A 12947-nucleotide genomic window follows, 5' to 3' on the forward strand; every position below is an offset into this window, starting at 1 on the left:
ACGGCCCGGATACGGCGAGGGCCGCCGCGCCCCGCCGGCCCACCGGTGGGGGGGGGTACGCGGGGCGCGGCGGCCCTGGTGCCGGGTGCGGGGGAGTGGTGGTCAGCCGTCCTGGCCGCCGAGCCAGCCTCCGCCGCCGGTCTGGCCGCTGGTCTGGCCGCTCGTCTGACCGCTGCTCTGACCGCCGTTGGCTTGCCCGCCGTTGCTCTGGCCGCCGTTGCTCTGGCCGCCGTTCGTCTGGCCGCCGTTGCTCTGGCCCTCGGTGACGCCGCCGTCGGTGGCGCCACCGTCCTGGCCCTCGGCGGTGCCGCCGTCGTCGCCTCCGCCGGTCTGGCCGCCGTTCGGGTCGCCACCGCCGTTGTCACCGTCGTCGCACGTCCAGTCCAACGGACCGCAGGTGGACGGGGAGGGGCTGGTCGGCTCCTTCGACGGCTCCTTGGACGGAGAGGGGGACGGCTTGCTCGGCGTCGGGCTCGGCGACGGGCTCTGCGTCGAGGGCTCCGGGGACGGGGTGGGCTCGGGGCTCTTCGCGCCGCCTCCGTACACGGTGTCGGCGTCCAGGTCCTCGGGCTCGGGGAACCGCATGACCTTCTCGCCGTCGAGCGCCTTGGACATGTACGCCTGGAAGATCTGCGACGGGAACGACGAGCCGTGGATCTTCGGCTGGTCACCGGTGCCGAACATCTCCTCGAACTTGCGGTTCTTGTTGGCCGCGTTGTCGTCCAGCCGGTACATGTCGATCGCGGTGGAGAGCTGCGGGGTGTAGCCGACGAACCAGGCCGACTTGTTTCCGTCGGTGGTTCCGGTCTTGCCGGCGACCGGCCGGCCGGGCAGCCTGGCGTTCTTGCCGGTGCCCTTCTTCACGACGTCCTGGAGCACGTCGGTGACGTTGCTGGACACCGCGCTGGAGAACGCCCGCTTGGACTTCCCGCCGTCGTGCGTGTAGACGGTCTCGCCGAGCCGCTCCACCTTGGTCACCGAATAGGGCTCGCGCTGCTTGCCGTTGGCGGCGAAGGTGGCGTATGCGCCGGCCATCCGGATGGCGCTGGGGTCGGAGATGCCGATGGAGAACGACGGCACGTCGGCGCCGATCAGGCTGTCCTCGCGCAGACCGGCGTCGACCGCAGCCTCCCGGACCTGCTTGATGCCGATGTCCATGCCGAGCTGGACGAACGGCGAGTTCGCCGAGTGGATCATCGCCTCACGCAGGTTGATGTCCCCGTAGTCGGTGTGCTCGTCGTTGGTCTGGTTCCACTCCTTGCCGTTCTCGTCGTGCCAGACGCTGCCGTCGTAGTTCTTGATCTTCAGGCCGTCGTCGCCGTTGTAGATCGCCGTGTCCGGGTCGATGATCCGGCGCGTGTCCGAGCCCTGCTCGAAGTCACCCTCGGGGTCGCGCACCCCGTCCCGCATCGCCGCGGCCAGCACGAACGGCTTGAACGTCGAGCCGACCGCGGCACCGGTCTTGTCGGCGTTGTTGGTGTAGTGCTTGGTGGCGTCCTGGCCTCCGTAGATGGCGACGAGGGCGCCGGTCCTGGGGTCGACCGAGGCGCCGCCGAACTGGACGTGGGTGTCGGTCTCCGGGCGCTTCTTCGGGTCGATGTGCTTGTCGTAGACCGCCTGCACGGACTTCTCGAGCTTGTCGACCTTCGTCTTGTCAAAGGTCGTGTGGATCTCGTAGCCGCCCTCGGCGAGGTCCTTGGCCGTGATGCCCTGGTCGTTGTTGTTGATGAAGTTGGCCTTGGCGGTGTCGACCAGGTAGCCGATCTGCCCGCCGAGCTTGGCTTCCTTCTTCGGCTCCTCGGGCATCGGGAACTCGGTGAAGTCGGCGCGCTCCGCCGCCGTGAGGTGGCCGTCCTGCACCATCTGATCGAGGATCCAGCCCCAGCGCTCGGTGGCCCGCCGGGTGTTCTCCTCCCGGGTGGCGCCCTTGGGGTCGATCTCGGGGGCGCCGGCCGGGTCGAAGTAGGTGGAGCCCTTGAGGACGGCGGCGAGGAAGGCGCACTGGCTGGCGTTCAGGTCCTTCGCGCTCTTGCCGTAGTAGGCGCGGGCGGCGGCTTGCAGGCCGTAGGCGCCGCGGCCGTAGTAAGAGGTGTTGAGGTAGCCCGCCATCACCTCCTCCTTGGTTCTCTTCTGGCCGACCTTCACGGAGATGAAGAGCTCCTTGGCCTTACGGGAGAGGGTCTGGCTCCGGTCGTCCAGCATGGCGTTCTTCACGTACTGCTGGGTGATGGTGGAGCCGCCCTGGGTGTCGCCGCCGCTCGCCATGTTGTAGAAGGCACGCCCGATACCCTTGGGGTCCACCCCCCAGTCGTCCCAGAACGACTTGTTCTCCGCGGAGACGACCGCGTTCTGCATGTTCTTGGGGATGTCTTCGTACGCGAGGTTCTGCCGGTTGATCTCGCCGCCGGTCGCGGCCATCTGCTTGCCGTCGGCCCAGTAGTAGACGTTGTTCTGCGCCTTGGCGGTCTTCGCCATGTCCGGCAGGTCCACCCAGGCGTACGCGATCGCCGACGCGCCCAGCACCGACACGACGAACCCGAGGAACAGCCCGCCGACCAGCTTCCAGGACGGCGTCCAGCGCCGCCAGCCGTACTTGTCGTGGCGGGGGTAGTCGATCAACCGCTTCTTGCCGGGAGGCCCGCCCGCCGCGGCGGCGGCCGCCGCCGGAGCGCCACGCCGGCGTCCACCGCGCTGCGCGGCCCGCCGGGCCTCGGCGCGGCCGCCGTAGGCCGGCTGCTCCTCGCCGTGGGATCCGTGCTGCGGCTGCGGGTCCGGACGGCCGGGAGCCGCCCGGCGGCCGGATGACTGCTGGGCGGCTCGTCTGGCCGCGGCACGCCCGCCACCCTGGGGCTGCGGCGGTTTGCGACGGTGCTCGCTCATCGAACGACTACTCCTCGGGCAGGCACTGCGGCCTGGAAGCGGCGCTTGAGTTCCGGTCCCCCGACATGGATACGGACGAGCACATGCCGGGGCTCATCCGCAATGCACCCAGGGAGAGGACGCTTCCCGTGGTCACGCGGTTCCCAGTGGTGTGCATGCCGCACAGACTACGCAGACCGCCAAACCATGGCGGACCGAAGTTCCCCCCAAATCAGGCAAGTCGTTTACTGCGTTCCGCGTATGTGATGCCGCTCACCCAGGTCGCCCTTGTCGCACCACCGCCCCACCCCTATCGTCGGGATGTATCGGACCGATACATCGGATCGGCATAGCGCGCCGATACGTGGGCACCCGGCAGCGCGTGACGGGCGGCGGAAGAGGAGAAGACGGGTGAGCAGACGCTCCGGCATCCTCGAGTTCGCCGTCCTCGGTCTGCTCCGGGAAGCGCCGATGCACGGGTACGAGCTGCGCAAGCGGCTCAACACCTCGCTCGGGATCTTCCGGGCCTTCAGCTACGGGACGCTGTACCCCTGCCTCAAGACGCTGGTCGCAAACGGCTGGTTGATCGAGGAACCGGGCAGCGCCCCGGAGGAGGCGCTGGCCGCGTCGCTCGCCGGCCGCCGCGCCAAGATCGTCTACAGGCTGACGGCGGAAGGGAAGGAGCACTTCGAGGAGCTGCTCTCCCACACCGGTCCCGACACCTGGGAGGACGAGAGCTTCGCCGCCCGTTTCGCCTTCTTCGGGCAGACCGAGCGCGAGGTGCGGATGCGGGTGCTGGAAGGCCGGCGCACGCGTCTGGAGGAGCGCCTGGAGAAGATGCGCTCCTCGCTGGTCCGCACCCGTGAGCGCCTGGACGACTACACGCTGGAGCTGCAACGGCACGGCATGGAGTCGGTGGAGCGCGAGGTGCGCTGGCTGAACGAGCTCATCGAGAGCGAGCGGGCCGGGCGGGACCGACGGCACACCGCTCCCGGCGGTTCCGTCCGGCAGGACGACACATCTGACACGGGCGGCCTGCCCCGGCACGGGGGCAGCACCCGGCCGGATCCGTCCGACGACACCGAAAAGTGAGGTCCCGCATGCAAGCGGGCCTCGAACGAACACAGGGAGCAACCGGAATGGGTTCGGTTCGCGTAGCCATCGTCGGCGTGGGCAACTGCGCCGCCTCGCTGGTGCAGGGCGTCGAGTACTACAAGGACGCCGACCCGGCGGCCAAGGTGCCGGGTCTCATGCACGTGCAGTTCGGCGACTACCACGTCAAGGACGTGGAGTTCGTCGCCGCCTTCGACGTGGACGCGAAGAAGGTCGGCCTGGACCTCTCCGACGCCATCGGCGCCAGCGAGAACAACACCATCAAGATCTGCGACGTGCCCTCGACGGGCGTCCAGGTCCAGCGCGGCCACACCCTGGACGGGCTCGGCAAGTACTACCGGCTCACCATCGAGGAGTCCGCCGAGGAGCCGGTCGACGTCGTCCAGGTCCTCAAGGACAAGCAGGTCGACGTCCTCGTCTGCTACCTGCCGGTCGGTTCCGAGGACGCCGCGAAGTTCTACGCGCAGTGCGCCATCGACGCCAAGGTCGGCTTCGTCAACGCCCTCCCGGTGTTCATCGCCGGCACCAAGGAGTGGGCCGACAAGTTCACCGAGGCCGGTGTCCCGATCGTCGGCGACGACATCAAGTCGCAGGTCGGCGCCACCATCACGCACCGCGTGATGGCCAAGCTGTTCGAGGACCGGGGCGTCGTCCTGGACCGCACGATGCAGCTCAACGTCGGCGGCAACATGGACTTCAAGAACATGCTGGAGCGGGAGCGGCTGGAGTCCAAGAAGATCTCCAAGACCCAGGCCGTCACCTCCCAGATCCCGGACCGGGACCTCGGCGAGAACAACGTCCACATCGGCCCCTCGGACTACGTGGCCTGGCTGGACGACCGCAAGTGGGCCTACGTCCGCCTGGAGGGCCGCGCCTTCGGTGACGTCCCGCTGAACCTCGAGTACAAGCTGGAGGTGTGGGACTCGCCGAACTCGGCGGGTGTCATCATCGACGCGCTGCGCGCCGCGAAGATCGCCAAGGACCGGGGCATCGGTGGCCCGATCCTCTCGGCGTCCTCGTACTTCATGAAGTCCCCGCCGGTGCAGTACTTCGACGACGAGGCCCGCGCCAACGTCGAGAAGTTCATCAAGGGCGAGGTCGAGCGCTGATCCGCGCCTCCCGCTGAAGGTCCCCGTGGCTCCTGCCCGGGGACCTTCGCCGTGTGTGACCCTTGTCGCCATGTCCGTCGTGCGCGATCTGCGGGTGCTGCTGCGACTGGGGGACTTCCGCAGGCTGCTGGCCGTGCGGTTGCTCTCCCAGTGCGCCGACGGCGTCTTCCAGGTGGCGCTGGCCGCCTATGTCGTCTTCTCTCCCGAGAAGCAGACCTCGCCCGCGGCCATCGCCTCGGCCATGGCCGTGCTGCTGCTGCCGTACTCCCTGCTCGGACCGTTCGCCGGCGTCCTGCTCGACCGCTGGCGGAGGCGCCAGGTGCTGCTGTACGGGAACCTGCTGCGGGCCACCCTCGCCGGCGCGACGGCGCTGCTCGTCGTCGCCTCGGTCCCGGACTGGCTCTTCTACGCCTCCGCGCTCTCGGTGACCGCCGTCAACCGGTTCGTGCTGGCCGGGCTCTCCGCCGCGCTGCCCCGGGTGTTGGACGCCGACCGGCTGGTGATGGCCAACTCGATCTCCCCGACCGCCGGCACGCTCGCCGCCACCGCCGGCGGCGGCATCGCCTTCGCCGTCCGGCTGGCGGGAGCAGACTCGGATGCCGCGGTCCTGCTGGTGGGCGCCGTCCTCTACCTCTGCTCGGCGCTGGTCTCCCTGCTGCTTGGGCGCGAACTGCTCGGCCCGGACCCCGAGCAGGTGCAGTCCCGGCTCCGGGCCGCCCTGCTCTCCACCGCCCGCGGGTTGCTGGACGGGCTGCGCCATCTCTCCGAGCGGCGCGCGGCCGCCCGGGCGCTCGCGGCGATGACGGTGGTGCGCTTCTGCTACGGCGCGCTCACCGTGATGGTGCTGATGCTCTGCCGGTATGCCTGGTCGTCCACCGAGTCGCAGGGGCTCGGCCTGCTGGGGCTGGCCGTGGGCGTTTCGGGAGCGGGCTTCTTCGCGGCGGCCGTGCTGTCCCCGTGGGGGATCGGCCGCTGGGGCCGGGCGGGCTGGATGACCGGCTGCACGGTGTCGGCCGCCGTGCTCACTCCGGCGCTTGGTCTGCCGTTCGCGCTCGTCCCGATGCTCGCCGCGGCCTTCGTGCTGGGACTGACCACCCAGAGCGTGAAGATCACCACCGATACGGTCGTCCAGACGCAGGTGGACGACGCCCACCGCGGCCGGGTCTTCTCGCTCTACGACGTGCTCTACAACACGGCCTTCGTCGCCGCAGCCGCGGTCTCCGTGCTCCTGCTGCCACCGGATGGACGGTCGGTGCCCATCGTCCTGCTGGTGACCGCCCTCTACGCACTGGTGGCGGCCCTGCTCCTGCGCTGGCGGGCCCGGCAGGCACTGTGAGCGGAGGTCTCGGCATGAGAGCGGGGCGATGTTTCACGTGAAACATCGCCCCGCTTGCCGCGTCCCCAGGCTTGGGGAGGGATGTTCCACGTGAAACATCCCACCTGAGCCCGCCGGCACCGCCCTCCCGTCGATGTTTCACGTGAAACATCGACGGAAGCTTCCGCCTCACTCCTGGGCGGCCCACCACTCCTTCAGCGCTGCCACGGCGTCGTCGTACGCCATCGGCCCGTTCTCCAGGCGGAGGTCGAGCAGGAAGGCGTAGGCCCGGCCGACCGCGGGGCCCGGCGTGATGCCGAGGACCTGCTGGATCTGGTTGCCGTCGAGGTCCGGTCGGATGGCGTCCAGTTCTTCCTGCTCCTGGAGGCGGGCGATGCGCTCCTCCAGACCGTCGTAGGCGCGGGAGAGCGCGGACGCCTTGCGCTTGTTGCGGGTGGTGCAGTCCGACCGGGTCAGCTTGTGCAGCCTGCTCAGCAGCGGACCGGCGTCCCGGACGTAGCGGCGCACCGCCGAGTCGGTCCACTCACCGGTGCCGTACCCGTGGAAGCGCAGGTGCAGCTCCACCAGCTTCGAGACGTCCCGTACCAGCTCGTTGGAGTACTTCAGCGCCGTCATGCGCTTCTTGGTCATCTTGGCCCCCACCACCTCGTGGTGGTGGAAGGAGACCCGGCCGTCCGGCTCGAAGCGGCGGGTGCGGGGCTTGCCGATGTCGTGCAGGAGCGCCGCCAGCCGCAGCACCAGGTCGGGGCCGTCCTGCTCCAGGTCGATCGCCTGGTCCAGCACGGTCAGCGAGTGCTCGTAGACGTCCTTGTGGCGGTGGTGCTCGTCCCGCTCCAGGCGCAGCGCCGGCAGTTCCGGCAGGACGCGCTCGGCGAGCCCGGTGTCGACCAGCAGGCCCAGGCCCTTGCGGGGGTTGGCGGACAGCAGCAGCTTGTTCAGTTCGTCACGCACCCGCTCGGCGGACACGATCTCGATCCGCTCGGCCATTCCCGACATCGCCTCCACCACCTCGGGTGCGACGTCGAAGTCGAGCTGGGCGGCGAAGCGCGCGGCCCGCATCATCCGGAGCGGGTCGTCGGAGAACGATTCCTGCGGCGTGCCGGGGGTGCGCAGCACGCGCTGGGCCAGGTCCTCCAGTCCGCCGTGCGGGTCGATGAAGTCCTTCTGCGGCAGGGCCACGGCCATGGCGTTGACGGTGAAGTCGCGCCGGACCAGGTCCTCCTCGATGGAGTCGCCGTAGGAGACCTCGGGCTTGCGCGAGGTGCGGTCGTACGCCTCGGAGCGGTAGGTGGTGATCTCGATCTGGTAGCCGGCCTTCTGCGAGCCGACGGTGCCGAAGGCGATGCCGACGTCCCATACCGAATCGGCCCAGGGCCGGACGATCTTCAGTACGTCCTCGGGGCGGGCGTCGGTGGTGAAGTCGAGGTCGTTCCCGAGCCGGCCGAGCAGCGCGTCGCGTACCGAACCTCCGACCAGCGCGAGGCTGAACCCGGCCTCCTGGAAGCGGCGGGCGAGATCGTCGGCGACAGGGGACACGCGCAGCAGTTCACTGACGGCGCGGCGTTGCACCTGACTCAGGGCGGTCGGGGTCTCTTCGTTGGCGTTCGGCACAACAGAAAAGGGTACGTGTCGCCGCCCTGGGCACCGCCCGGTATTCGGCTCTCGGGAGCCGCACCCCGCGCCGCTCCGGTCGCGATCTTGTGGAGCAGTCCGCGGCACTCGGCGGCCGCGGTGCTCGTTACCATGCCTGGACGCAAGGAACCCGCACCACGCCAGGACGCAAGGAATCCGGCGATCAGGGACCGCGACAGACGACGAGGACGGGCGAGCACGTGGCCGAGGCGGCAGATCTCCAGGGGACGACCGGTCCCGGGCCTGCCCGGCGCCGGCTGCGGCGGATGGCCGCGGTCCTGGCCGGGGCACCGCTGCTGGCGGCTCTGCTGACCATGCCGCCGGCGCATGCCGCCCCCGCCGCCCCGCAGCAGCCGGCGAGGCTCGCCGCCGCGAACGCCGCCGCGAAGGCCCCCGAGCGGGGGTCGGTGGATGTGGCGATCGACACGCTCTCGCCGAACACGCCCATGGAGGGTGACACCCTCACGGTCAGTGGCACGGTGACCAACCGCGGCAAGGAGACGGTCGGCCCGGCCACGGTGGACGTGCGACTGGGCTCACGGATGTCCAGCCGGGGCCAGATCGACGCGGTCGCCAAGCGCGGCGCGTTCCGGTCCGGCGCGGACGGCGAGGCGCTGGGCGGCTCCTATCGGGTGCGGATCCCCGCGCTGCCCTCCGGGGTGAGCCAGGACTTCAGCCTGCGGGTGCCGGTGGACGAGCTGGGACTGGACGGCGAGGGCGTCTACCAGCTCGGGGTGACGCTCTCCGGGCGTACCCCGAGCGAGCCCTACGACCAGGTCCTGGGCATCGAGCGGACCTTCCTGCCGTGGCAGCCGGAGGCCACGGAGAAGAAGACGCAGCTCACCTATCTCTGGCCGCTGGTCTCCTCCGCCCACCTCTCCGCCGAGACCGGGACGGACGACCAGCAGACTCCGGTGTTCGAGGACGACAAACTGGCCGCGGAGCTGGCCCCGGGCGGCCGGCTGGAGCGGCTCGTCTCCCTGGGCGCGGAGCTGCCGGTGACCTGGGTGATCGACCCGGACTTGCTGGCCACGGTCGAGGCGATGACCAACAGCTACCAGGTGAAGAACGGGGATCAGCAGGTCGCCGGGAAGAACCAGGCCGTCGCCGAGCGGTGGCTGGACTCGCTGGAGAAGGCGGTACAGGGCCGCAAGGTCGTCGCGCTGCCCTACGGGGACCCCGACCTGGCCTCGCTGGCGCACCGGGGCAAGGAGGTGTCCGGCTCGCTCAGCCACCTCCGACCCGCCACGGACGTCGCCGAGACCGCCGTGGAGACCATCCTTCACGTGAAGCCGTCGGTGGATTTCGCCTGGCCCGTCGACGGGGCCGTCGACCCCTCGATCGTCGACGTCGCCACCTCGGCCGGTGCGGACAAGATCATCGCCCGTGGCGACAGTCTGCGCGACGACCTCTCCTACGCGCCGAACGCCGCCCGGCCCATCGGCGGCGGGACCACCGCCGTGGTCTCGGACGCCTCACTGTCCACCGCCTTCCAGGGCGACATGACCCGAGCCGACTCCTCCACCCTCGCGGTCCAGCAGTTCCTGGCGCAGACCCTCGCCCTCACCCACCAGCAGCCGGGCAAGGAACGCAACATCGTCGTCGCCCCGCAGCGGATGCCCAGCGCCGCGCAGGCGCAGTCGATGGCGACCGCCCTGCGGGCCCTTTCCGCCCAGCGCTGGAGCCAGCCCAGCGACCTGGTCGCGGCCGCTGCCGCCAAGCCGGATCCCGGCGCCGCCACCCAGGTACCGGGTGAGCGGCGCTACCCGGGTCGGCTGCGTGCGGCGGAGCTACCGGTGGCGACGTACCGCGATGTGCGCACCACCCAGGAGACGCTGGACGACTTCGCGGGCATCCTCACCCAGCCGGACCGGGTGGTGACGCCGTTCGGCAACGCCATCGACCGGGGGATGTCGACGTCCTGGCGCGGTCAGGCCGAGGCAGCGAACGGCTACCGGACCGGGGTGCTGCGCCATCTGAAGAACCTCACGGCCGAGGTGCAGTTGATCGACAAGTCCGATCTGACGCTGTCCGGCCGCAGCGCCACCATCCCGGTCACGGTGCAGAACCAGTTGGTCCAGGGCATCGACCGGCTGACCTTGCGGCTGACCTCGACCAAGCCGACCCGGCTGAAGCTGAACGGCGACTCCTCGGTGGCCGAGCTGCCGGTGCGCATCGATGGTGGGCACAGCCAGTCGGTGAAGTTCACCGCGTCCGCCGCCGCCAACGGCCGGGTCCCGGTGACCGCACAGCTCTTCACCCCCGACGGCAAGCGGTACGGCCGGCCGATGACCTTCACCGTCGAGGTCTCGGAGATCACGCCGACCGTGATGCTGGTGATCGCCGGCGGTTTCCTGCTGCTGGTGCTGGCCGGGGTGCGGATGTACACCCAGCGCAAGCGCGCCGCGGCGGACGGCGGCGGCGAAGCCGACGACGCACCCACCGACGGCGGTCCGGGCCCCGAGGGCGGCGACGGCGGACCGGTCGGGGCCGGTTCCGACTCCGCCGAGGACGACCGTCCGGGGGCCGCGTCCGGCCCCGGGCAGCCGAGTGACCCCGCGCCGGACACCGCGGCGCAAAGCACCGCCGCGCCGGGCCAGGGTGAGAAAGTGGACCGTTGAGCGATGTCGTGGCCGGTCGGCCGGGGACGATGAGGGTGGGTAAACCATGAACGCGCCGTACGACGGTGACCGCGGTCCGGGCGCGGGCGGAGGCGGCACGCCCCACGACGGGGCGGCCCCCGAGCCGGTCCCGTACCCGCCGGAGCTCGCCGCGCCCGATCCGTACCTCCAGCACGCCTACGACCAGGACCCCTACGGCAGCCGCGACCTGGCCGCGCAGGACCCGGTCGGGGAGGCGCTGTACGACCGGGCGGCGCACCCGCCGCCGCCTCCCGGCACCTACCCGGAGCCCCAGCCGCTCTACCAGCAGCCGGTGGCCCCGCAGTACGCGCCCGACCCCCGGGTGTGGGCGCAGACCCCGGCGCCCGAGCCCGACGGCCCCTCCCGGCACCTGCCCTACGGCGACGACGCCCGCACCGTGCAGTTCACCGGTGTGGACGACCTCGTCACCCGGGCCGGCGAGGAGCATCCCGAGCCGGACGCCTTCGCGCACCTGTACCGCGACCAGCAGGGGCAGGGCGGGCAGCCCGCGCCGGCGGAGCCCGAGGAGGCCCCCGGACCGGCCCCGGCCGTCAAGAAGTCCGGCGGCCGTGCCTCCGGCCTGCTGAAGTCCAGCGCCGTGATGGCCGCCGGCACTTTGGTCTCCCGGCTCACCGGCTTCGCCCGCACCCTGGTCATCACCGGCGCGCTCGGCGCCGCCGTGCTCGGTGACGCCTACACGGTGGCCGCCACCCTGCCGACGATGATCTACATCCTAACCGTCGGCGGCGGACTGAACTCGGTGTTCGTGCCGCAGCTCGTCCGCTCCATGAAGAACGACGAGGACGGCGGCGAGGCGTACGCCAACCGGCTGCTCACCCTGGTCATGGTGGCGCTCGGCGTGATCGTCGCGCTCGCCGTGATCGGGGCGCCGCTGCTGGTCAAGGCGATGTCGGATCCCATCGCGGACGACGTCGCCGCCAACAGCGTGGCGGTCACCTTCGCCCGGTTCTGCCTGCCCACGATCTTCTTCATGGGCGTGCACGTGGTGATGGGGCAGATCCTCAACGCCCGCGGCCGGTTCGGCGCGATGATGTGGACCCCGGTCCTGAACAACATCGTGGTGATCTTCACCTTCGGCATGTTCATCTGGATCTACGGCACCTCCGCCGCGTCCCGGATGGGCGTGGAGACCATCCCCGCCGAGGGCGTGCGGCTGCTCGGCATCGGCACCCTGCTGGGCCTCGTCGTCCAGGCCCTGGCGATGCTGCCCTACCTGCGGGAGGCCGGCTTCAGGTTCCGCCCCCGGTTCGACTGGAAGGGCCACGGCCTCGGCAAGACGGTGAAGCTGGCCAAGTGGACGGTGCTGTTCGTCCTCGCCAACCAGGCCGGCGTGGTCGTCGTCACCCAGCTCGCCACCGCCGCCGGCAAGGCCTCCGGCCAGGACGGCGCGGGCATCATGGCCTACTCCAACGCCCAGCTCATCTGGGGCATGCCGCAGGCCATCATCACCGTCTCGGTGATGGCCGCGCTGCTGCCGCGGATCTCCCGCGCCGCACACGACGACGACCCCGGGGCCGTCCGCGACGACATCTCGCAGGGCCTGCGCAACTCCGCCGTCGCCATCGTGCCGATCTCCTTCGCCCTGCTGGCGCTGGGCCTGCCGATGTGCACCCTGCTGTACGCCTCCGCCAGCGATCAGGCCGCGACCGGGATGGGCTTCATCCTGATGGCGTTCGGCCTCGGCCTGATCCCCTACTCGGTGCAGTACGTGGTGCTGCGTGGCTTCTACGCCTACGAGGACACCCGCACCCCCTTCTACAACACGGTCATCGTGGCCGCGGTCAACGCGGCGGCCTCCGCCGTCTGCTACCTCGTCCTGCCGGCCCGGTGGGCGGTGGTCGGCATGGCCGCCGCCTACGGCCTGGCCTACGCGGTCGGCGTCGGCGTCGCCTGGCGGCGGCTGCGCCTGCGGCTCGGCGGCGACCTGGACGGGGCGCACGTGGTGCGCACCTACGCCCGGCTGTGCATGGCCTCGCTGCCCGCCGCGGTGGCCGGCGGCGCCGTCGCGTTCGGCGTCCTGGAACTGCTCGGACGCGGCGCGGGCGGATCGCTGATCGCCCTGCTCGTCGGCGGGCTGGTGCTGCTGATGGTCTTCTACGTGGCGGCCCGGAAAATGCGGATCGCCGAGCTCAACGCCATGGTGGGCATGGTCCGCGGCCGGCTCGGCCGCTGACCGGGAGATCGAACCGGGGCCGGTCGCACAACCATCGCCCAGGGCCGCGTGTCGTGCATAGC

General features: G+C 70.8%; 7 protein-coding genes. 5 read left to right on the top strand and 2 right to left on the bottom strand.

Annotated elements, in window-relative coordinates; genetic code table 11:
- Positions 1–102: 102 nt before the first annotated feature.
- On the bottom strand, positions 103–2880 hold the full coding sequence (locus tag C6N75_RS00175; RefSeq protein ID WP_105866764.1) for a transglycosylase domain-containing protein: 2778 nt from the start codon (positions 2878–2880) through the stop codon (positions 103–105).
- 390 nt (positions 2881–3270) lie between these two features.
- Between C6N75_RS00175 and C6N75_RS00180 the strand changes: the two genes are divergently transcribed.
- The 3 genes from C6N75_RS00180 (at position 3271) to C6N75_RS00190 (ending at position 6417) form a co-directional block, all read left to right on the top strand.
- The gene (locus tag C6N75_RS00180; RefSeq protein WP_105866765.1) at positions 3271–3951 is read left to right on the top strand and encodes a PadR family transcriptional regulator; all 681 of its coding nucleotides are present in this window, start codon (positions 3271–3273) and stop codon (positions 3949–3951) included.
- A 47-nt stretch (positions 3952–3998) separates the two neighbouring features.
- Complete coding sequence (locus C6N75_RS00185) at positions 3999–5081, top strand: inositol-3-phosphate synthase (RefSeq protein WP_105866766.1); 1083 nt, start codon at positions 3999–4001, stop codon at positions 5079–5081.
- Positions 5082–5151: 70 nt separating this feature from the next.
- Complete coding sequence (locus C6N75_RS00190; protein WP_105866767.1) at positions 5152–6417, top strand: MFS transporter; 1266 nt, start codon at positions 5152–5154, stop codon at positions 6415–6417.
- A 168-nt stretch (positions 6418–6585) separates the two neighbouring features.
- Here C6N75_RS00190 and C6N75_RS00195 read toward each other — a convergent pair whose 3' ends face one another.
- Positions 6586–8028, bottom strand: coding sequence for a CCA tRNA nucleotidyltransferase (locus C6N75_RS00195; protein ID WP_105866768.1), 1443 nt, complete (start codon positions 8026–8028; stop codon positions 6586–6588).
- A gap of 221 nt (positions 8029–8249) precedes the next feature.
- Between C6N75_RS00195 and C6N75_RS00200 the strand changes: the two genes are divergently transcribed.
- Both C6N75_RS00200 and murJ read left to right on the top strand, forming a co-directional pair.
- On the top strand, positions 8250–10670 hold the full coding sequence (locus C6N75_RS00200; RefSeq protein ID WP_181160270.1) for a DUF6049 family protein: 2421 nt from the start codon (positions 8250–8252) through the stop codon (positions 10668–10670).
- A gap of 46 nt (positions 10671–10716) precedes the next feature.
- The gene (gene murJ / locus C6N75_RS00205) at positions 10717–12885 is read left to right on the top strand and encodes a murein biosynthesis integral membrane protein MurJ (protein WP_105866769.1); all 2169 of its coding nucleotides are present in this window, start codon (positions 10717–10719) and stop codon (positions 12883–12885) included.
- Positions 12886–12947 lie beyond the last annotated feature (62 nt).

This window comes from Streptomyces solincola, from assembly GCF_002982015.1.
In the GTDB taxonomy this organism is placed as follows: domain Bacteria; phylum Actinomycetota; class Actinomycetes; order Streptomycetales; family Streptomycetaceae; genus Streptomyces; species Streptomyces solincola.

What these genes read in the sequence shown, in the direction of transcription:
- C6N75_RS00175 (WP_105866764.1), bottom strand. Translation starts at nt 2,880, where the DNA reads ATGAGCGAGCACCGTCGCAAACCGCCGCAGCCCCAGGGTGGCGGGCGT.
- C6N75_RS00185 (WP_105866766.1), top strand. Translation starts at nt 3,999, where the DNA reads ATGGGTTCGGTTCGCGTAGCCATCGTCGGCGTGGGCAACTGCGCCGCC.
- C6N75_RS00190 (WP_105866767.1), top strand. Translation starts at nt 5,152, where the DNA reads ATGTCCGTCGTGCGCGATCTGCGGGTGCTGCTGCGACTGGGGGACTTC.
- murJ (WP_105866769.1), top strand. Translation starts at nt 10,717, where the DNA reads ATGAACGCGCCGTACGACGGTGACCGCGGTCCGGGCGCGGGCGGAGGC.